Below are 20593 nucleotides of genomic sequence, written 5' to 3'. Positions count from 1 at the left end.
CTTAGAGTGACCACCCTCTATACCGGAGCTCCGCTGCTTTACGCCTCAGACACGCCTTGACGATCCGCCCAACCGCTTAACTGAACGGCGTTGGAGCTAGACCTCGTCGGCCGGGTGCGGGGCGATCATGCCCTGCTTCGTTCTGGTCGCGCACAGCTCGGCCAGCCGCTCGTACGCGGCAGCGCCGATCAGGGCGGTCAGCTCCGGCCCGTACGACAGGTACATCGGCTCGGTGCCGACGTGCGCGTCAGTCGAGGAGGTGCACCACCAGTCCAGGTCGTGCCCGCCGGCTCCCCAACCCCGCCGGTCGAACTCGGACAGGGTGGAGACCAGCACCTTGCTGTTGTCAGGTCGCTTCACCCAGTCCTGATCGCGGCGGATCGGCAGCTGCCAACAGACGTCCGGCTTGTATTCCAGCGGGTGCACCCCGTCGCGCAGCGCCTGGGCGTGCAGGGCGCAACCGCCACCGCCGGCGAAGTCGGCGTCGTTGAGGAACACGCACGGACCGTCGGGGCCCTGGGTGGCGGTGCGGCGGGCAGGGGTCTTGCCGTCGATGGTGTCCTCGTCGGTCCAGTTCTTGAACCCGCGCCGGAAATGCTGCCAGGTCGACGGGGCGAGTCGCCGCACGGCGTTGCGAACCCGCTTCTCGTCGTCCGAGTCGGTGAAGAACGCCCCGTGCGAGCAGCAACCGTCGGCGGCCCGGCCCGCGATGATGCCGTGGCAGCCCTTGCCGAAGATGCAGGTCCAGCGGGAGAGCAACCAGGTCAGGTCGGCCCGGATCAGGTGCGTCTCGTCGGCCGGGTCGGTGAACTCGATCCACTCCCGAGGAAAGTCCAGGGGCACCTCGCGACTGCGCGGGTCACCCGGGTCGTCCACCAGCACACGGAGCTCCATCGTCACTCGGCCCAGCGTACGCGCGGTGACGTCCGCAGGCCGGTGAGCCGCGCAAACGTGTTGCGCCTACTGTCTTCACCATGCGACTGGGTGTCCTCGACGTCGGATCCAACACGGTGCATCTCCTTGTGGTGGACGCCCACCACGGCGCGCACCCGTGGCCGGCGCACTCCGAGAAGGTGGTGCTCCGGCTGGCCGAGCAGATCGGCCCCGACGGCGCGCTGACCGAGGCGGGCGCGGACGGCCTGGTCAAGGCGGTGGGCATGGCCAAGGCGGCGGCCACCGGGTTGGCGGCCGACGACCTGATCGCCTTCGCCACGTCCGCCGTGCGCGACGCCACCAACGCGGCCGAGGTGCTGGCCCGGGTCCGGGACGAGACCGGCGTACGCCTGGCGGTGCTCTCCGGGGCGGACGAGGCGCGGTCGACGTTCCTGGCCGTACGGCGGTGGTTCGGCTGGTCGGCGGGCCGGCTGCTGGTGCTGGACATCGGTGGCGGCTCGCTGGAGATCGCCGCTGGCATCGACGAGGACCCGGACGTCGCGGTCTCCCTGCCGCTCGGGGCCGGTCGGCTGACCCGCGAGCGGCTGCGGGTCGATCCGGCCAGTGCGGCCCCGCCGTCGGCGGAGGCCGTCGACAAGCTCCGGGAGTACGTGGACGGCCGGCTGGACAAGGTGGTCGACCAGATCACCCAGGTGGGCTGGGACCGGACGGTGGCCACCTCGAAGACGTTCCGCACCCTGGCCCGACTGGCCGGGGCTGCCCCGTCCGGTTCCGGGCTGTGGGTGCGACGCAGCCTGACCCGGGCCGGCCTGCGGCAGGTCATCGGCTTCATCCGGCACATCCCACCGGCGCAGTTGATGGAGTTGGAGGGGGTCAGCGCGGGTCGGGCCCACCAGTTGCTGGCCGGTGCCGTGGTCGCCGAGGCGGTGATGCGCCGCCTGGATCTGGACTCGCTGGACATCTGCCCGTGGGCGCTGCGGGAGGGCGTCATTCTCCGCCGGCTCGATCAACTGGAGCCGATCTGATCCGGCGGCCGTTTTCGGTCGGTTTGCCGGCGCTCGTCACGATGCCCCCGGCGCTGCCGGGCTACGCTGGCTGATGTGACTTCCCGCGTTCCCGTGCTTTTGTCCAGCTCGTCGGTCTTTCCCGAGCCGACCGCGGCGGCGTTCCAACTGGCCGCGGCGCTCGGCTACGACGGCGTCGAGGTGATGGTCTGGACCGACGTGGTCAGCCAGGACGCGGGCGCCCTGCGCGGCCTCTCCACGCACTACGACGTGCCGGTGCTCTCGGTGCACGCGCCCTGCCTGCTGGTCACCCAGCGGGTGTGGAGCCCGGACCCGTGGGAGCGCCTGCGCAAGGCCGCCGAGCTGGCTGAGACGCTGGGCGCGCCGACAGTCGTGGTGCACCCACCGTTCACCTGGCAGCGGGACTACGCACGCAACTTCGCCGAGGGTCTGGCCACCGTCGCGGACCGGTTCACCGGGCTGCGCTTCGCTGTGGAGAACATGTACCCGGTGCGGATGGCGGGCCGGCAGTTCGTCCCGTACGTGCCCGGTTGGGACCCGACCGACGCGGGCTACCCGTCGTACACCCTGGATCTGTCGCACTGCGCGGCCTCGCACAGCGACCCCCTGGAGATGGCCGACCGGATGGGCGCCGGGCTGGCGCACGTGCACCTCGGTGACGGCACCGGCGAGGGCCGCGACGAGCACCTGGTGCCCGGGCGCGGCACCCAGCCCTGCGGGGAGCTGCTCTCCTCGCTGGCCGGCCGGGGTTTCACCGGCGCGGTGGCGGTGGAGGTCGCCACCCGGGGCGCGAAGAGCCGCGCGGTGCGCGAGGCGGACCTGCGCGCCGCGCTGGAGTTCGCCCGCCAGCACCTGACCGCGTCGTCACCTGTCGACGCCTGACCCGACCGCCCGAGAATCGGGCGGTGGCGGTGTCAGCTGACCGCTGAGAGGGAATCGGCGGCGGACGTCGGCTGCGGGGCTACGGTCACCTGCTCGCCGACCGCCGCCCGCTTACGGGCCCGGTGCGCGGCGACGTGCGAGCGGGTGGCGCAGCGCTCCGAGCAGAACCGCCGGCAGCAGTTGGACGACGTGTCCAGGTAGACGTTGCCGCACCGCTCGTCGGCGCAGACCCCGAACCGGGCGCTGCCGTACTCGCAGAGCCAGACCGACAACCCCCAGACCGCACCGGCCAGATATTCGGCACTGACCGAGGCGCCCCGACTGGTCACGTGCATGTGCCAGTCGCTGGAGTCGTGCCCGGAGATGCGCGGCTGCACCGGGAACGCCTCGAGCAGCGCGTTCAGCTCGGTGACCGCCTGGCCGTCCCGCCCCGAGGTGCCGTACTCGAAGACGTCGCGCAACCGTTTCTGCGCCCGGCGGAAAATCGCCACGTCCCGGTCCGCGACCTCGTCGCGCATCCAGGCGTTCTCGTCGGGGAAGAGGGCCCGCAGGTCGTCGAGGTCGTCCAGGCGGGCGTTGACCAGGTCAACGCCGGTCCGGGCGTACGCGTCGAAGTTCACGCCCCCAACGGTAGACGACTCAGCGGGTGCGCGGCGCGTCGATGTAGTGCGGCAGGAACCGGGCGTAGCCATCGGTGATCAGACTCGCGCTCTCCCGCACACCCACGCCGGCCGATTCGCCGTCGACGATCCAGCTGCCCAGCACCATGCGGTTACCGGCGAACTGCGGCAACGCCCGGAACTCCTGGTAGCACCAGCCCTCGTCGCCGTAGATCCCCGGGTTGGTGATCTCCTCGTCGGCGGTGACGATGCGTACCGACCCGCCCTCGCGGCCGAGCAGTGGCTTGGCGACGTACTCCGTCATGCCGCGCGGCGAGTCGAGGTACGCCGGGAGCAGGTACTCGTGGCCCGGGTACAGCTCCCAGAGGACCGCGAGCAGCGCCTTGTTGGAGAGCAGCAGTTTCCAGGCCGGCTCGATCCAGGTGGTCGGGGTGCCCGGGGCCAGGGCAGCCGGCCCGTACGGCTCGGCCAGCATCCACTCCCACGGGTAGAGCTTGAAGCAGGTGGTCACCGGACTGTCGTCGGCGTCGACGAAGCGTCTGCCATCCCAGCCGATGTCCTGGATGGGTTGGAGCGCGACGCTCAGGCCGGCCTGCCGGGCGGTCTCGGCGAGGTAGCCGGCGGTCATGTGGTCCTCGCCGGACTCCTCCTCGTTCGACCAGAGGACGTGTACCCGGGGGTCGTGCAGCCCCGCCCCGATCTTGGCCCAGGCGCCGACCAGCCGCTCGTGCAGGCTGTTCCACTGGTCCAGCTCCGGCCGGGTCTGCTCCAGCCAGTACCACTGGATGATGCTCGCCTCGACAAGCGCGGTGGGGGTGTCCGCGTTGTACTCCAACATCTTCGGCGGCCAGGTGCCGTCGTACGCGAGGTCGAAGCGCCCGTAGAGGGTCGGTGGCGCCTCGCGCAGCGACCGGGCCACCGCCTCGGCCGCCCACTCCGGGATGCCGAACTCGGCGTACCGGCGCTGCGCCACCACGTGCTCGGCGGCGGCCACCGACATCCGGTGCAGCTCCTCGGTGGCCTCCTCCAGCCGCAGCACCTCGTCCAGGTCGAAGGCGTACGCGGCGGTCTCGTCCCAGTACGACATGATCCCGCCGTCGGGCAACTCGGTGTCGACGTAGACCAGCCCCTGCGACCGGATGGTGGCATCCCAGTCGGGGCGCGGCGTGACCGACTCGCGGCGCACGTCAGCCGCCGCAGGCGGCGAGGTGGGTGCCGAATCCGCCGCGCTCGGGCAGGGCCGCGCTTGTCGGTTCCGGGGCGGTGCGACCGGCGGCCGGGTCGCTGACCCGCATCGCCAGCGCGACGGTGTCGCCGCCGCCGACCGGCCCGAGGGCGCAGTCGTCGTCATCGTCGTCGTCCGAGGTCATGTTGCAGCCGGAGAGGGCAAGCGCGAGAGCGGTGAGCGCGCCGAGTTGCACGGAGGCCGATCGGAGCCGGCGGCGGGGGCGTTGGTCCACGGCATCGTTGTAGCCGATCGGCGCCACCGCCGCCGCCCCGCCCCCCGTGCCGAGGTGCCCGGCCGCCCCTCGGCGGGGGCCCTGGCAGGGGCGTTACGCTCGGCTCATGCTCCGTTCCGTCATCCTTGCCGCCTCCCGGTCATCCCAGGTCGAGCGGCTCGTCGCGACAGCCCCGTACACCCGGGACGTCGTCCGCCGGTTCGTCGCCGGCGCCGCCACCGACGACGCGTTGCGCGCGACCCGCGGGCTCGTCGACGACGGCCTCGCGGTCACCCTCGACCACCTCGGTGAGGACACCGTCCGCCCCGAGCAGGCCACCGCCACCCGGGACGAATACCTGAAACTGCTGAAGATGCTCGGCGGCGCGGGGCTCACCCCGGCCGCCGAGGTGAGCGTGAAGCTCTCCGCCCTCGGCCAGATGTTCGACGAGCAGTTGGCGTACGACAACGCGCGGGCGATCTGCGCGGCGGCCGACGCGGCGGGCACCACTGTCACCCTGGACATGGAGGACCACACCACCACCGACTCGACACTTGAGGTGCTGAGCCGGCTGCGCAAGGACTTCCCGTCGACCGGTGCGGTTCTCCAGGCGTACCTGCGCCGGACCGAGTCGGACTGCCGGGAGCTGTCCTCGGCCGGGTCGCGGGTGCGGCTGTGCAAGGGCGCCTACAAGGAGCCGGAGTCGGTGGCGTACCAGTCGGCCCGTGAGGTGGACAAGTCGTACGTGCGCTGCATGAACATCCTGATGTCCGGCGACGGGTACCCGATGCTGGCCACCCACGACCCGCGGATGATCGCCATCGGCGAGGACCGGGCCCGGTGGTTCGACAGGGGTCCCGAGCGCTTCGAGTTCCAGATGCTCTACGGCATCCGCCCCGAGGAGCAGGCCCGGTTGGCCAGCGAGGGCTACACCGTGCGCACCTACGTCCCGTACGGCGACGAGTGGTACGGCTACCTGATGCGCCGGCTGGCCGAGCGTCCCGCCAACCTGGTCTTCTTCGGCCGCGCCCTGATCTCCAAGAAGTAACCTCTCCGACTCGGCCGACGGGCCGGCGGCGACCGCTCGGGTCACCGCCGGCCCGTTTCGGTTATCCGACTTGCCATCGTTGGCTAAGTGGCTTAGCTTTAAAGCTATGACAGCTAGCCAGGTGCGGCGGGACGACGGACACATCGCGTACGAGGTGCAGGGCGACGGACCACTTGTGGTCCTCGCACACGGCATGGGCGAGAACAGGGCGAGCTTCCGACACCTCGTGCCGCTGCTGGTGGCCGCCGGGCACCGGGTCGCCTCGGTCGACGTCCGGGGGCACGGCGAGTCCAGCGCCGGCTGGCCCACGTACGCCCCGGCCGAGGTCGGCGCGGACCTGCTGGCCGTGGTCCGCGACCTCGACGCCGGTCCGGCCGTGCTGGTCGGCAGCTCGTCCGCCGCCGCCGCGGTGGTCTTCGCCGCCACCGACGCGCCCGAGCTGGTCACCGGCATCGTGCAGGTCGGCGCGTTCGTCGGTCAGCCGAAGCTCAACCCACTGCTGCGGATGGCGATGTGGTCCGTGCTGCACAGCCCCCGACTCTTCGGGATGTTCCACAACACCCTGTTCCCGGTGCACCGGCCCGCCGACGACGCGGCGTACCGCCGCTCGATGGTGGCCAACCTGCGCGAGCCCGGCCGGATGGCCGCCACCCGCGGCGTGATCGCACCCGCCGAGCCGCACTGGACCACCCGCGCGCCGCAGGTGCGGCAACCGGTGCTGGTGCTGATGGGCTCCAAGGACCCGGACTTCCCCGACCCGGGTGCGGAGGCGCGTGCCGCCCGCCGGCTCTTCGGCACCGCCGAGGCCCGGATGATCGAGGAGTCCGGCCACTACCCGCACGCCGACCGGCCGCAGCGCACCGCCGAGGAGTTGCTCGGCTTCCTGGCGGTGTGCGCCGGTGCCTAGGGTCGGCCTCAACCAGCAGATCGTCGTACGGGAGGCGGCCCGGCTGGCCGACGAGGTCGGCTTCCAGCAGCTCACCCTCGCCGCGCTCGCCAGCCGGCTCGGGGTCGCCCTGCCCAGCCTCTACAAGCACGTGAAGGGCGCGGACGCGCTGGTCCAGAAGTTGGCCGCCCTGGCCACCGCCGAGCTGGCCACCGCGATGACCACCGCCGCCGTCGGCCGCTCCGGTGGCGACGCGCTCCGCGCCATGGCGGACGCCTACCGCGACTACGCCCTGCGGCACCCCGGCCGCTACCCGGCCACCCAGCGGGTGCCCGACCCGGCCGACGCGGAGCACGTCGAGGCGGGCGAACGCGCCGTCGGCGCCATCTTCGCGGTGCTGCGCGGGTACGGGCTCACCGGCGACGACGCGGTGGACGCGACGCGCGCGCTGCGCAGCGCCCTGCACGGCTTCGTGAGCCTGGAGGCCGCGGGCGGCTTCGGCCTGCCCCGCGATGTGGACCGCTCGTACCACCAGTTGGTCGCGAGCATGGACATCTCGTTCCGCTCCTGGCCCGGCACTCGGCAGGTCGCGGACCAGGAGGAACGGGGGTGGTGACCGTGATCCGGACGCTCGGGCTGTTGTTGATCTTCCTGCTGGAGCTCACCGTACTGGCGGTCGGCGTGCGCTGGGGCTGGTCCCTGGACGCCCCCACCGCCGTACGGCTGGCCGCCGCCATCGGTGTTCCGCTGCTGCTCGCGGGGCTCTGGGGTGCTTTCGGCTCGCCGCGGGCCGGGGTGCGGCTGCCCCCGCCGGCCAAGTACGCGTTCCAGGCCGGCTGGTTCGTGGCCGGCGGCGGGATGCTCGCCCTGCTCGGGTACTGGTGGCTCGGCCTGGCCCTGGTCGTCGTCTGGGCCGTCGTCACAATTCTGCTGCGCCGCCCCGCCTGACCCACCCGACCGCCGCCGGGGCGGTACCGGCCTCGCCGCGTTCAGGGTTTGGTCGTACCCTTCGGCGGGTGACTGACGAGGTGCAGCAGCCAGCACCACGGCGGCTCTGGCCGCTGTGGACGGTGCTCGTGGTGTTCGTCCTGCTGCTGGGCTGCGGCCTGCCGGCGGCGCTCGTCGTCGGAGTGATCCGGGAGACAGGCGCGCGTCCCACGGTCAGCCGGGTCGGTGCCTCGGCGGCCGACGACCCGGCCACCGCCGTGGCACGCGGGTTGTCCGACCGGATCACCGCCCAGCTCCACCGGCAGTCCGCGGCGCTCCTCGGCGGCGACCGCGCCGGGTTCCTCGCCGTCGCCGACCCCGCCGCCCACAACGAACTGCGCCGACGCTTCGCCGCACTACGCGAACTCAAGGTGACCGGCTGGCGGGCCGAGCCGAGTGGGCTGCCCGTGCCGATCATCGGCAAGCCCGGCGAGTGGCGGCTGCTGGTGCGCTTCCAGTACTGCTTCGTCACGCCGAACTGCCGGCCCAGCCCGGTGCTGATCGGCACCCGGTGGCGCGAGAACGGTGACCAGCCCCGAATGGTCGCCATGGAGGAATCCAAGTCGGTGGAGACCGGCACCCGACCGTGGGAGATCAGCGACCTGGCGGTCGCCATCGGCACGCGGACCATCGTCGCCACCACCCCGGCGCTGCGCGGCAAACTGCCCGGCCTGCTCGCGCAGGCCGAGGCGGCGGCCAAGGTCGCCGACGGGTACGCGGTGACCGGCTCACCGCCGGACCGGTACCGGATCTTCTACGCCGGGCGCACCGAGTGGCAGCGCTGGTACGGCGGGGAGCGCCCGGAATGGACCGGCGGTTACGCGGTCACCGTGGGCGGCGGCCACCACGAGGTGGTGCTCAACGCCGAAGGGCTCACCAACAGCGGCACCGACGACCTGCTGCGGCACGAGCTGACCCACGCGGCGTCGTTGCCGGAGCGCGGCTACCCGGGCAAGCTCACCTGGTGGTTGGTGGAGGGCCTGGCCGAGTTCGCCGGTGCCGGCGGCCAGGCGGTCGACAGGTACGAGGGGATCGCCGACGTCCGCAAGATGGTCCGGGGCGGCTGGGATGGCAAGTTGGAGGGCGTCAACCCCGCCGACGACGCCTCCGCCGAACGGGTCGCCGCCAGCTACGGCATCGGCTACCTGGCAGTTCGGCACCTCGTCGACAGGTACGGGCCGCTGCGGCTGCTGACCTTCTTCAAGACCGTGGTGCACGACGGCCGGACCATCGACGCGGCCTCCGAGAAGGCGTTCGGTGAGCAGTGGTCGACGCTGCACGACGAGTGCGTGGCGTACGTCCGCGCCACCGCCGGCTGACGCAGCTCGTTTGCTCGCCGGCGGCGGTGGGCCGGGCGGATGCCCGACCCACCGCCGTTGTTCACCAGCCGGTGGCGATCGACGCTCGGGTACCGAGGCTGCCGTTCGCGCCCCCCGGGTACATCCAGAGATTGCCTGTTGCGTCCCGGGCGAGGATGTCGGGCTTGCCATCCCCGCTGAAGTCGGTCAGCCCGAACGAGGTGAAGGTGGCCCAACCGTTGCCGACCTGGGTGATCGCCCTCGATTGGAGGTCGTACACCCGGAGGAGGCCGGTGTCGCTCTCCCGCCCGTACAGCTCCGGCGTGGCGTCACCAACCACGTCGGCCATACCGAATCCGGTGTACTGACCGTCCCAGCCGTCACCGACGTCGATCCGGGTCATTTTGCCGCCCGCCAGATCGCCCGGGTAGGCCCACAGGTCGTTTGTCGTGCCGGCAGTGAAGATGTCCTGATAACCGTCCTTGTTGAAGTCGCCAATTCCGAATGGCCGCCAGCTGCACCACCCGGTGCCGAAGAACGTGGGCGTGGGACTCAGATCATCGGCGGTGCCCAGGAACACCTGCAGGTCGCAGGTGGTGTTGTCCCGGACAACCACATCCTGGTAGCCGTCGTGGTCCATGTCCGCGATGTCGAACGAGGTGAACTGGCTCCAGCCCGAGGAGATCAGCCGCGGTGCGGTGAGCTGGTTGTTCACCTTCCGGTATCTCCACAAGCTTCCGATGGTGTCCGTCCCGTAGACGTCGGTCTGCTTCGTACCGGTGCCCGGCGGAGTCCAGGTGGTGGCACCGACCGGGGTGAGCGAACCGCTCTTCGTGACGTTTGTCGCCCCGACCTGGGTGGGGGTGAGTGCCCGCTTCCACACCTGCAGATTGCTGAGCATTCCGGAGTAGTGCGCCGTCGGCGCGCCCTGGTACTTGTAGCGGCCCACCACGAACTTGCCGGTGCTCGGCCACGTCGGCGTGGCTTCGTACTTCGCGCTTCCCTTGATCACCCCATTGACGTAGAGCACGATCGTCCGGGTCTCGGCGTTGTAGGTGCCGACCAGGTGCGTCCAGACCCCCAGCGCCGTACCGGCAGGTGTCACCACCTGGGCGTACGACCAACCGCTGTCGGCGTTGCCGAGACCGAACCGCCAGGTGTTGTCACTCTGGTTGTTCCAGAGCAGGAAGCGCGACGCGTTCGCGCCGTCCTCGCTGGCGATGACACCACCGGCGGCCGTGGGCTTGGCCCAGACCGAGATGCTGAACGACTTGTTGGTGTCGATCAACGGCTCATTGACCGACAGTGCACCCTGCTTGGAGGTGTCGACGACAGTGCCGGTCTTGTCGACGTTGAGGAACAGGGCCGGGCTGAAGAGTTCGCCGCCTCGCCAGTAGGCGTTGCCGCCCTCCACCGTGAGGGACTTGCCGCCGGAGACGTCCTTCGCGCTGGTGACCGCCGTGTCCGACAGGTCGTCGAACTGCCACGTGTGGTCCGAGGTGACAAGCGTCTGCTTCGGCTGGGCCGCCACGGTGGCACTGCTGGCCTGCAGGTTGGTGACCGTCCAGAGTGAGCTGACCGCACCGGCGCTGAGAACCCACAGATCCGGGATGCCGTCGGTGTTCGCGTCACCGGCCCGCAGGGTCAGCGACGCACCTGTGTACCAACCAGAACTGCGAAGAACCCGCGACGAGGCATACGAGAACTGACCGGTGTCCGGGTTGAATGCGGTGTCGGACCACAGGTACAACGCTCCGGTGCTCCGGTTCCACAGGAACATCGAGGTGCCGGTGCCGGTGCTGGTCTGAGCGGTGGCGATGGTCCAGTTGTTCCAGTCGGCGCCGCCCGTCGGGGTGAGTGCGCCGGTGGTGGTGGCACCGAAGTAGCCACCGATGATGCCGCCGGCACTCGGGTAGTACGTCAGTTGATATCCGTTGCTGCTGTCGCCGCTGGTCCCGATCAGGTCGGGATAGCTGCCGCCCAGTCCTCGGGTGTCCCCCGCGTTGGCGAGCTGGAGCGGCCGGCGACCATACTCATCGAGCAGCCAGTCGGCTTCAATGCTGAACTGCGTCATCCCACTGTCGGGCGTCAGCGCCGAGCCGTCACCGTTTCCGGCGATGATTCCCGCGTTGCCGCTGGTGGGGTAGTAGACCAACACATCCTGGAAGCCGCTCCCGGTGAAGCGTCCAGAGATCACCTGCGAGCCATCGAAGTCACTGGGGGAGTAGGCGCCACTGACGCCGTTCCCGCGGCTTCCGATGTTGGTGATGCTGGTGTTGAGCGCGGCCGACCCGTTGCTCTCGGCAAGCCATAGCCCTGGTTTCAGGTTGTAGACGGAACCCGGGGTGATCACGTCGGCAAGGCCGTCGCCATTCATGTCACCGTCGGCCGCAGGCGTACTCGGCCGGATCGAGTTGAAGATCGTGGCAGTCGTGTCGCCGAAATTCTTTCCCGCGGCGGTGACGCTGGTGACCGCCAGGCTGTTGGTGAAGCGGGAAGGTTTGATGGTGAAGGTGGCGTTGCCGTTCGAATCGGCCGTGACGTTGAGCGGGGCGGAGGCGTTGAGCTGATACGAGTAGCTCGTCGGCCGAGCGCCGCTGGTCGGTGCCGTCACCGTGACAACGGCGGACTGGCCGATACTGGTGACAGCGGGAACAGCGACATCCGGGGGAGCCGCCCTGGTGGCGTCGAACGTGAACTTGCACGTGGTCGACCACGCGCTCGCCGTCCTGAAGTCGGTGACCTGGACCTTCCAGGCGAAGGTCGTTGGCACGCCGTTACTCGTGCTGGTGACCCCGGACGCCACGGCGAGGATCTGCCGAGGCACGATCCGCACCGCGGTGCTGCCCGACGAATACGTCAAGGAATTCGGGTCGGTCTGGTCGAGCGCCTTCTGGGTCGTGTCGCTGTCCTTCCACAACTTGAAGGTGACCCCGAGGGTGCCCTGGTTAGGGTCGGAGACCGGCGCGTACAACGTGACGGCGGTGTCACCCACCACAGTGGGGCTGGCGGCGTTGCAGGACGTCGTCGGCGCGGTCTTGAGCCCGGTGGGTGCCGCAGGTGCGTGGTTGTAGGTGATGGTCAGCGTCGGGCTGGTTTCCAGGAACTCTTTCCAGCTCTCGGGGTCACTGCCTTCGTTGGCCGCGATCATTCGTAGGGTCCGGGTGGACCTCTTGTTGGTGACGTCGGTCTTTATTTGGCCGGTGATGTCGAAGGAGACACCGGCCGCCCCACATCCGCTGTAGCCGTAGGCGAAACTCTTGGAGGCTGCGAGGGGGCCATTGCTCTGGTCCTCCCAGTAGTCCCAGGTGGCATTCGACTTGGACAGCGTCGCGCCCGGGGCGTAGACGTTGACGGTCTTGTCGGTGCAACTCCACGACCTGGTGTTCGTGATCTTGAAGGCTGCGCTCGCGATCTCGGCGCCCGCGAGCGTGCTGTAGGGCACCGGGAAGTTGATCAGCGGTGTATTCCCCGCACTCGGACGGCCCGTGTTACAACTCGGCGGGGTTCTCGTCGTCGGTGTGCACGATGGCGTACCGGTGGAACCTGGACTACGTCACCGACACGCACGGTAACGCGATGGCGTACTACTACAACCAGGCCACGAACTTCTACGGCCGCAACAAGGGCGCGACGGATGTGTCCTACATCCGCGACAGCAACCTGGCGCGTATCGATTACGGGTTCACCGATGGTGGCGCGTATGGCACGGTGGCGAACCAGGTGGTGTTCAACACCGGTGACCGGTGCCTGTCGGGGACGTGTCAGCCGTTGAATTCGGCGAACAAGGCGAACTGGCCGGACGTGCCGTTCGACTTGATCTGCGCCTCAGGGACGGACTGTGACAACTGGAGCCCGTCGTTCTTCTCGACCGTCCGGTTGACGTCGATCGAGGCGAGGCAGTACAACACGGCGACCTCGACCTACGAGAAGGTCGACTCGTACGCGTTGTCGCAGAGCATGCCGGCCACCGGTGACGGCACGTCACCGACGTTGTGGCTGACCGGGATCGCCCGTACGGGTCATGACATCAGCGCGGGTGGGTCGACGGCGGCGATCACGTTGCCGTCGGTGTCGTTCACCGGTGTGAAGTTGCCCAACCGGGTCGACACCGCCGGTGGGCTGCCGTCGTTCTACCGGCAGCGCATCGCCACGATCACCACCGAAACCGGATCGGTCATCAGCCCGTCGTACGAGTTGCCGGTGCCATGTTCGGCGCCGGTGAGCACCGACCCGGCGGCGAACACGAAGTCCTGCTACCCGGTGTACTGGAACCCCGGACGGATACACCGACCCGTTCAAGGACTGGTTCCACAAGTACGCCGTCACCCGGGTCACCTCCACCGACCCCACCGGCGGCGCCGCAGCCCTGTCAACCAGCTACAAGTACCTCAATGGTGCTGCCTGGCACTTCGACGAGAACGAGGTCGTCAAGACCAAGTACCGCAGCTACGGCCAGTTCCGCGGCTACGCCAAGGTACAGACGTTCACCGGCGACGGCGTCAACGACCGCCGCACCCAAGCCGAAACCGCCTACTACCGCGGCATGTCGAAGAACAACAACAGCACCGTGGTGAACCTGACCGACTCCGCCGGCGGCACCCACGAAGACATCGACGAACTCGCCGGCAAGGAACTGGAAACCACCCAGTACCTCGGCGAAGGCGGCCGCATCGACTCCTCCACCATCACCTCCTACTGGGTATCCGCAGCCACAGCCACCCGCAGCAGAAGTGGGTTGTCAGCGATGACTGCCCACCGAGTCGAACCTGCAAAGACCTACGCGCGGCAGTCGGTTACAGCGGGTGGTGCCGTGACGTGGCGGTACACCGCCACAGACAACAGCTACGACGCGAACACCGCCAGCGCCACCTTCGGTCTGTTAAAGAACACCTACACGTACACCGTGCCGATCGACGCGGCGTACAACCAGTGCACCACCTACACCTACGCCCCGACCAACACCGCCAAGAACCTCGCCGGGCTGGTCAGCCAAACCGAAACCGTGTCGGTGGCCTGCGGCGGATTCACCCAGGGCAGCCCCGCCTCCGAGCCCGGCAGCGTCAACACCCTCACCACCCCGAGCAGCGTCAACCGACCCGCCCAGGTCGTCAAGGCCGAACGCACCTTCTACGACGTGACGGACTTCTCCACGACGTTCCCGCAGGCGGCCGCCCCGTCCAAAGGTGACGTCACGATGACCCAGGTCGCCAAGGACTACACCTCCGGGGCTTACGTCTGGCAGACCACCGGACGGTCGACCTACGACAGCTACGGCCGGGTCACCGATTCCTACGACGGCAACGGCAACAAAACTGTGACCGCGTTCACTATGAACGCTGTCAGATTGACAGTGGGAACCTCGACAACAAACGCCCTCGGCCAAGTTGCTTCGGCGACCGTAAACCCGAGACGTGGCCTGCCGCTCGGCGCTACCGATGCCAACGGCGTCGTAGTGACTCAACATTTCGACGCGCTGGGTCGCGCTGTCTCCGTATGGTTGAATTCCCGGGCGACTAGCAGCCCTGCTCACCGCAAATTCACTTACGTCATCTCGAAGACCGGCACCTCGGGAACGATGACGGAAACGCTGAACAACTCAAGCGGCTACCAAAAGTCTCTATTGATCTACGACGCACTTCTGCGTCCTCGCCAAACTCAGGCCACAACGCCACAAGCGGGCCGATTGATCACCGATACGTATTACGACACAGGCGGCTGGACCCGAGCGTCTTACAACGGTTGGTGGGATGATTCAACGGCGCCGACGCTGGGTGCGCCGGTCTCGGCAGCTGACTTGGGTAAGCAGGTGCCAAACCAGACCTTGAACACGTACGACGGTCTGGGGAGACCTGTCGTGGTCGTTGCGGCGAAGAACGGGGTTACTGTCTCGTCCACCACCACGGTCTACCAAGGCGATCGCACGACGAGCGTCCCGCCAGCCGGCGGAGTGGTCCAGACGACGTTGACCGACCCGCTGGGGCGAACGAAAGAACTGCACGAATACACCGCCCTGCCCACGGTGACTACCCCGAATGACGTATTTACCGGCAGCTTCGCCGTGACCGGTGGTACGGCAACCATTTCCAAGTATGGGCACGACGGACATGGCAACCAGTCCTCGTTCACGGATGCCTTGAATAACGCGTGGACTGCCGAATTCGATCTCATGGGTCGCGCCACGAAGAAGAGTGATCCAGACACCGGTGCCATCACAGGACTGCTCTACGATGGCAACGGGAATCTGCTGCAGAGCACAGATTCTCGAGGAAAGAGCACCTCAGTCAGGTTTGATAAGCTCAATCGGCGCATCGGCCAATACGCTGCGCCGGTGTCTGAGCAGTCGTCCAGCAATCAGGTGAACGCCTGGGTCTACGACAACAGCAACAATGCCGTCGCGAACATGACCTACCCGATTGGTCAACTCACTACTTCGATCAACTACAAGGGTGGCAAGGCGTACATCAAGCAGCAGAAGGGCTTCAACGTCTTTGGGAAGTCGTTGGGTGAAACCGTCACCATTCCCGACTCCGAGGGGGCATTGGCTGGCTCCTACGTGTTTGGTCACACCTTCTCTTCGGTGCTCGGGCTACCGCTGACCGACAGCTATCCCGCCAAGGGCACCCTGCCCTCGGAGACGGTGCTACACGGCTACTCCGGCGTACTCGATCTGCCCACGACGCTGGGCGGTTCGGCCGGCTACAGCAACGGGGTGAGCTACGACGCATGGGGTCGCGTCAGTCAGGCCACTGTGGGTAGTGGCAGTAACCTCGCCTACATTACTAATACCTATGACGCTCACACTTCTCAGTTGCTCAACCAGCTCGTCACGCGATCGACCGGCACGCCGACCACTGTCGACGAGCAGTCGTACAAGTACGATCTGACCGGCAACGTCACTAAGCAGGTGAGTAAGCGGCTCGGAGCTACCGCTCCCGCAGAGAGTCAGTGCTACCTCTATGACAAGCTTCGGCGGATGACTGAAGCTTGGACCGCGACGGACGATTGCGCGACGGCTCCCTCCACCAGCAACAAAGCTATGGTCGGCAACAACGTTGGTGGTGGATCGGCGTACTGGACGAGTTGGAGCGTGGACCCGATCGGCAACCGCACCAACCAGATTGAGCGCGGTATCGGCGGTGCCATGGATAAAGTCACCACGTATTCGTATGGAGGTACTGTTGGCGGCCAGCCCCACGCCTTGACTTCCACCACCACGACCGGCGGCGCAGCCAGTTCCACGTCTTACGGGTACGACAGTGCCGGTAATATGACCACACGGAACGCCGAGAAGGGCGCGCAGTCTCTCGACTGGAATGAGCTGGGTCAGTTAACGGCGGTAACTGGCACTGCAGGTCAGAGTTCGTTTATCTACGACGCCGATGGCAATGTATTGCTGCAGAAGGATCCTGGCAAGGTGATCCTGTACCTGCCGGGGCAGCAGTTGGCCTTGGACACTGCCACGCAGGTGGTGACCGGGAACCGATACTTCAATTTGCCAGGCGGGGGGACCGCAATCCGGTCCGGTAGTGGGTCGAACTATTCGTTTGAGATTGGCGACTCCCACGGATCCCCGTCGCTCTACCTTGACAACACGGCGCAGCTCGCAAAATGGCGCCAGTACACGCCATTCGGCGCACCGCGTGGGCCGGCGGATGTTTATCCCGACAACCGTGGCTTCCTCAACAAGGTTGTAAACAATGCAACAGGGCTAATCCAGGTCGGGGCCCGTAGCTACGACGCGTTGGTTGGCCGCTTCATCAGTCGTGACGCTGCGCTGGACATGGGGAACCCCCAGCAGATGAATGGCTATGCCTACAGCAGTAATAACCCGGTCAACTTCAGTGACCCCTCTGGAAATATTCAAGTAGGCGACGATCGAGGCCTCCTTGTCGCGGTTCCCAACGCCGACGGCACCGAGACGATCGTCGATAATCGGCCGAAGAAGTGCCGTACCAGGTACTGCTTCGGGGCGCCCAAGAATCCATACAAGCCGGAAGCGACAAGGTATCCCTACAGCCCCAAGGCAAAGGCGACGGCCAAAGATTACTGGAATTGGAATCTTTACCGATGGCTCCGGATGGGTGCCGCTGCCGTCTCCAACCCGTTGCTGAGTCCAGTCGATCTTACGGACGGTGTCGCCACGTATAATCACTACCGCGACGCGTCCGGCACGGACTTTGAAATCGATTATGAGAAAGCGTACGGACAGGACGCCGTTATCCGAAGGAACGTCGACGCCGAGATCGCTGAAGCGCAGGGTTTCGCCGAGAGTTTGCTGGCAGAGTGTGCCTGTGACTCCCTGTCTATGACCGGTGAAGACAAGGGTATTGAGGGGTATCCCGAAAGCGAGAATTGGCAGAAGGCCTTGGGTGACCACAACGTCTGGGGGAGCGCCAAGGTTGCCCGGAAGGGTGAGAAGGTTACTATGACCATTACGGTCCACGCAGAGGATTTCTACGACTTCAACCCGAAGAACAAGGACGTCCGAAGCGGCTTGTCCGACGACGACAATGGAAGGTTCGCCACCTTGGGTTGGGCTAAACCCTTCCTTACTCAAGGCTCTCTCACCAGGACGGTAACCTGGGTTCCTGGAGGGTCGCCATCAGATTCGACGATCACGGGAGGGGCTCGGCGGTGAGCTACGGTGATCGGCGGAGTGCCATCCGGAGGGCTGCAGTAAGAGGCTCTCTTTCGGCAGCCGTGCTGATCGCCCTTCTGTCCGGATGCGGGGGCCCGAACGCCGAGGACGTCCAGTCGGTTGAAGGCGGGACGATCGAAAGCGCGAAGATCCTCGGACCTGTCGAAGAGGGGTATTGGGTTGACGACTCTTCTGTCGACGGCCGGGTTCCTGGCCCCACCGAGATGTGGGAGGAAGGCGTTGCCCGGCTGGCGGATGAGTCGTTCCAGAAGCTGAGGTCCGATTATGAGTGGGTTCCGGTCGGCACCTATTGGAAACCGCCGATCCGAACGTCTCTGGAGGGTAAGATCAGGTTTGGGAGTGAGTGGCTGCGGAGCGCGGAGTTCGACGCCGCCGCTACAACGGGCTCGGACCTGACGGGCAGTTACTACATCGAAGCGGAGACAAAGGGAGTGGTTTTCGTCCTCAAGTCGAAGGACTGAGCACTCCGGTTCACGTAACCCCCCGGTCGTTGGCTCACAGGCTGAGGCCGGGGGCGTTGCGTTTATCCAAGTTGCAAGCAGTGCGGCGTATGCAGTCTGACATTGGCGATGATGCTGAGCGGCTCGTAGCATCACTCGCGTGCGCCGCACCCACCCGCCGCGGCCGGCAAGCACCACGCGGCCCCGCCTGCTCATCGCCCTGACCGCCGTCGTCGTCCTCACCGTCACCACCGCCGCGTCCTGCGGCGACGAAGGCCCCGACCTTGCGCTGGCGTCGGCCGCCCGCAACCCGGTCACCGAGGTGATCGACGCGCCCGCGACAGTGACCGCTCGCGCCGCCGCCACCCTGACCGCTCCCGCCGACGGCACCCTGTCCAGCCTGCGGGTCCAGCCTGGACAGCGGGTGAAGCGCGGTCAGGTGCTGGCCGTGGTCGACTCGCCGAGCGCACAACAGCGCCTCCGTCAGGCGAAGGAGGCGCTGACCGCCGCGAAGCGCGCCGGCCGGGGCGTCGGAGCGGGCAGCCTGACCAGCAGCAGGCGCGGCACCGACAAGGCCGCCGACGAGGCGTTCGACGCGGCCCGGAAGGCCGCCGAGAAGATCGCCGACCCGCAGCTGCGGGACGCGCTGCTGACCCAGGTGACGTCCGCGCAACGCCAGTACGCGGCCGCCGCGCGTAGCGCCGACCAGGCGGTCCGGGCGGTGCAGCGGGGGATCAACGGGTTGAGTTCCGCCGTCGGCGCGCTCTCCGCGGCGCAGCGGCTTCAGGCGCAGCAGGCGTACGACCTGGCGAAGGCGACTGTCGACGCGCTGACCCTGCGTGCCCCGATCGCCGGGGTGGTGCAGCCCGGCGGCACCCGGGCCGGGGGTGGCGCGAATGCTGGTCTGGCCGGGTTGTTGACGCAGGCCGGTGGCGCCGGCCTCGACCCGTCCGTGCTGGCCCCAAGCCAGGGCGGGCCGCCGGCCGGGGTGGATGACGCCGTCATTGTCGGCGGGCTGGTCACCGCCGGCACGCCGGTGCTGACCGTGGTGGACACCGGGCAGTTGGGGCTGCTCGCCGAGGTGGACGAGACCGACGTCCTCCTCGTCAAGGCCGGCGTGACCGCCACGGTCGAGCTGGACGCCGTCACCGGCGCCAGCTACGACGCCACCGTCCGGTCGGTCGACGTGCTGCCCACCAACTCCGCGCAGGGCGGGGTCACCTATCGGGTACGCCTGGCGCTGGGCGCCGGGAAGCTGGCCGAGGGCGAGCCGGCCCCGACGCCCCGCCCCGGCATGAACGCGATCGTGCACCTGCGGGTACGTGAGGCCACCGACGCGGTGACCGTCCCCGCGTCGGCGGTGTTCTCCGCCGACGGCCGGGACGCGGTCTGGGTGGTCCGTGACGGTAAGGCGGGTCGGGCGTCGGTGACGGTGGGCGTCCAGGGGTCCGACCTGGTGCAGATCCTCAACGGTGTGCAGCCCGGCGACCGGATCGTGGTGCGCGGCGCCGACCAGGTCCGCGACGGCCAGGAAGTCCGGTGACCGAACCCGCCGTCGCCGGTTCGCGCGGGGACCGGCCGGCAGCGGAGCGCGTCCCGGCCATCGAGGCGGTGGACGTGTCCCGGACGTACCAGCTCGACGGGGTGTCGGTGGAGGCGCTGCGCGGGGTGTCGCTCACCGTGCAGGCGGGGGACTACGTGGCCCTGGTCGGCCCGTCCGGCTCGGGCAAGTCCACCCTCATGCACCTCCTCGGTGGGCTCGACCGGCCCACCGGTGGCCGTCTGGTGATCGGCGGGCGGGACGTCAACGCCCTGGCCCCGCCGGAGATGGCGACCCTGCGCAACGAGACGATCGGCTTCGTCTTTCAGGCGTTCCACCTGCTGCCGCGTACCTCGGCGGTGGAGAACGTGGCGTTGCCCCTGGTCTACCGGGGGGTGTCGGCTCGGCAGCGGCGGGAGCGGGCGGCGGCGATGCTCGGCCGGGTCGGCCTCGGGCACCGGCTCGACCACCGACCCAACCAGATGTCCGGCGGTGAGCAGCAGCGGGTGGCGATCGCCCGCGCGCTGGTCACCGAGCCGACGGTGCTGCTGGCCGACGAACCAACCGGCAACCTGGACAGCGTCACCGGCGCCGCCGTACTGGAACTGTTGGAACAGTTGAACGCCGAGTCCGGGGTGGCGCTGGTGATGGTCACCCACGACCAGGAGGTCGCCGCCCGCGCCCACCGCCGGATCACCATGCGCGACGGGGTGGTCGTGGCGGACAGCGCCGACCCGCCCGCCGCTCATGATCGACCGCCGTCCGTTGATCACGGTCGACCTGCGACACTGGTCCCCGCTCCCAGCGCGGAGCCCCGGTCCGCGTCCGGAAGCGGTCCGGGGCACCCGTCCGGTGGCTCCGGTGGCGCCGCC

General features: G+C 68.1%; 17 protein-coding genes. 11 read left to right on the top strand and 6 right to left on the bottom strand.

What is annotated here, in order from left to right; all coding sequences use genetic code 11:
• Positions 1 to 96: 96 nt before the first annotated feature.
• A complete protein-coding gene (locus tag AB0C20_RS26200; protein ID WP_357190301.1) occupies positions 97 to 894 on the bottom strand; it encodes a hypothetical protein in 798 nt (265 codons plus the stop codon).
• Between the two features lie 80 nt (positions 895 to 974).
• On the opposite strand from AB0C20_RS26200, the gene AB0C20_RS26195 reads away from it, so the two are divergent.
• Both AB0C20_RS26195 and AB0C20_RS26190 read left to right on the top strand, forming a co-directional pair.
• Positions 975 to 1919 carry a Ppx/GppA phosphatase family protein gene (locus AB0C20_RS26195; RefSeq protein ID WP_357568944.1) on the top strand — a complete coding sequence of 315 codons (945 nt, stop codon included), beginning with the start codon at positions 975 to 977 and terminating at the stop codon, positions 1917 to 1919.
• Positions 1920 to 1994: 75 nt separating this feature from the next.
• A complete protein-coding gene (locus tag AB0C20_RS26190; RefSeq protein WP_091402756.1) occupies positions 1995 to 2801 on the top strand; it encodes a sugar phosphate isomerase/epimerase in 807 nt (268 codons plus the stop codon).
• Positions 2802 to 2833: 32 nt separating this feature from the next.
• Here AB0C20_RS26190 and AB0C20_RS26185 read toward each other — a convergent pair whose 3' ends face one another.
• From AB0C20_RS26185 to AB0C20_RS26175, 3 genes are read right to left on the bottom strand one after another with little or no spacing between them, the layout of a single operon-like run.
• Complete coding sequence (locus AB0C20_RS26185) at positions 2834 to 3421, bottom strand: CGNR zinc finger domain-containing protein (RefSeq protein WP_328652015.1); 588 nt, start codon at positions 3419 to 3421, stop codon at positions 2834 to 2836.
• Positions 3422 to 3440: 19 nt separating this feature from the next.
• Positions 3441 to 4607, bottom strand: a complete 1167-nt coding sequence (locus tag AB0C20_RS26180) for a glutathionylspermidine synthase family protein (RefSeq protein WP_357568943.1) — start codon at positions 4605 to 4607, stop codon at positions 3441 to 3443.
• Position 4608: 1 nt separating this feature from the next.
• Positions 4609 to 4881 carry a hypothetical protein gene (locus AB0C20_RS26175; protein ID WP_357568942.1) on the bottom strand — a complete coding sequence of 91 codons (273 nt, stop codon included), beginning with the start codon at positions 4879 to 4881 and terminating at the stop codon, positions 4609 to 4611.
• Positions 4882 to 4987: 106 nt separating this feature from the next.
• On the opposite strand from AB0C20_RS26175, the gene AB0C20_RS26170 reads away from it, so the two are divergent.
• From AB0C20_RS26170 to AB0C20_RS26150, 5 genes are all read left to right on the top strand, one after another.
• Complete coding sequence (locus tag AB0C20_RS26170) at positions 4988 to 5908, top strand: proline dehydrogenase family protein (RefSeq protein ID WP_357568941.1); 921 nt, start codon at positions 4988 to 4990, stop codon at positions 5906 to 5908.
• A 106-nt stretch (positions 5909 to 6014) separates the two neighbouring features.
• Positions 6015 to 6815 (top strand): alpha/beta hydrolase, encoded by an 801-nt coding sequence (locus tag AB0C20_RS26165; protein WP_357568940.1) that lies wholly within the window; start codon positions 6015 to 6017, stop codon positions 6813 to 6815.
• Positions 6808 to 7410, top strand: coding sequence for a WHG domain-containing protein (locus tag AB0C20_RS26160; RefSeq protein ID WP_357568939.1), 603 nt, complete (start codon positions 6808 to 6810; stop codon positions 7408 to 7410). Before AB0C20_RS26165 ends, AB0C20_RS26160 begins: the two co-directional genes overlap by 8 nt.
• The gene (locus AB0C20_RS26155; protein ID WP_357568938.1) at positions 7404 to 7742 is read left to right on the top strand and encodes a YrdB family protein; all 339 of its coding nucleotides are present in this window, start codon (positions 7404 to 7406) and stop codon (positions 7740 to 7742) included. The genes AB0C20_RS26160 and AB0C20_RS26155 overlap by 7 nt, the downstream gene beginning before the upstream one ends.
• 68 nt (positions 7743 to 7810) lie before the next feature.
• A complete protein-coding gene (locus AB0C20_RS26150) occupies positions 7811 to 9100 on the top strand; it encodes a hypothetical protein (protein ID WP_357568937.1) in 1290 nt (429 codons plus the stop codon).
• Positions 9101 to 9161: 61 nt separating this feature from the next.
• On the opposite strand, the gene AB0C20_RS26145 is transcribed toward AB0C20_RS26150, so the two are convergent.
• Together AB0C20_RS26145 and AB0C20_RS26140 are read right to left on the bottom strand one after the other, a co-directional pair.
• Complete coding sequence (locus AB0C20_RS26145; protein ID WP_357568936.1) at positions 9162 to 12524, bottom strand: LamG-like jellyroll fold domain-containing protein; 3363 nt, start codon at positions 12522 to 12524, stop codon at positions 9162 to 9164.
• A gap of 319 nt (positions 12525 to 12843) precedes the next feature.
• The gene (locus AB0C20_RS26140) at positions 12844 to 12990 is read right to left on the bottom strand and encodes a hypothetical protein (protein WP_357568935.1); all 147 of its coding nucleotides are present in this window, start codon (positions 12988 to 12990) and stop codon (positions 12844 to 12846) included.
• A 635-nt stretch (positions 12991 to 13625) separates the two neighbouring features.
• Between AB0C20_RS26140 and AB0C20_RS26135 the strand changes: the two genes are divergently transcribed.
• From AB0C20_RS26135 to AB0C20_RS26120, 4 genes are all read left to right on the top strand, one after another.
• Entirely contained in the window at positions 13626 to 17720 is a 4095-nt protein-coding gene (locus AB0C20_RS26135; RefSeq protein WP_357568934.1) for an RHS repeat-associated core domain-containing protein, read from the top strand.
• Positions 17717 to 18202 (top strand): hypothetical protein, encoded by a 486-nt coding sequence (locus AB0C20_RS26130; protein ID WP_357568933.1) that lies wholly within the window; start codon positions 17717 to 17719, stop codon positions 18200 to 18202. Before AB0C20_RS26135 ends, AB0C20_RS26130 begins: the two co-directional genes overlap by 4 nt.
• 130 nt (positions 18203 to 18332) lie before the next feature.
• The gene (locus AB0C20_RS26125) at positions 18333 to 19724 is read left to right on the top strand and encodes an efflux RND transporter periplasmic adaptor subunit (RefSeq protein ID WP_357568945.1); all 1392 of its coding nucleotides are present in this window, start codon (positions 18333 to 18335) and stop codon (positions 19722 to 19724) included.
• On the top strand, positions 19721 to 20593 hold an 873-nt coding region (locus tag AB0C20_RS26120), incomplete at its 3' end, for an ABC transporter ATP-binding protein (protein ID WP_357568932.1). The genes AB0C20_RS26125 and AB0C20_RS26120, both read left to right, overlap by 4 nt.

The sequence above is a fragment of the Micromonospora sp. NPDC048843 genome, from assembly GCF_040649965.1.
Classification (GTDB): Bacteria; Actinomycetota; Actinomycetes; order Mycobacteriales; family Micromonosporaceae; genus Micromonospora; species Micromonospora hortensis.
Note: the sequence above shows the minus strand (reverse complement) of the source record. Positions and strands in the feature narration are given on the sequence as shown.

Bases quoted from the DNA above. Each gene is read 5' to 3' on its own strand.
- AB0C20_RS26195 (WP_357568944.1), top strand. From the start codon at position 975: ATGCGACTGGGTGTCCTCGACGTCGGATCCAACACGGTGCATCTCCTT.
- AB0C20_RS26165 (WP_357568940.1), top strand. From the start codon at position 6,015: ATGACAGCTAGCCAGGTGCGGCGGGACGACGGACACATCGCGTACGAG.
- AB0C20_RS26135 (WP_357568934.1), top strand. From the start codon at position 13,626: ATGTCGAAGAACAACAACAGCACCGTGGTGAACCTGACCGACTCCGCC.
- AB0C20_RS26200 (WP_357190301.1), bottom strand. From the start codon at position 894: ATGGAGCTCCGTGTGCTGGTGGACGACCCGGGTGACCCGCGCAGTCGC.
- AB0C20_RS26170 (WP_357568941.1), top strand. From the start codon at position 4,988: ATGCTCCGTTCCGTCATCCTTGCCGCCTCCCGGTCATCCCAGGTCGAG.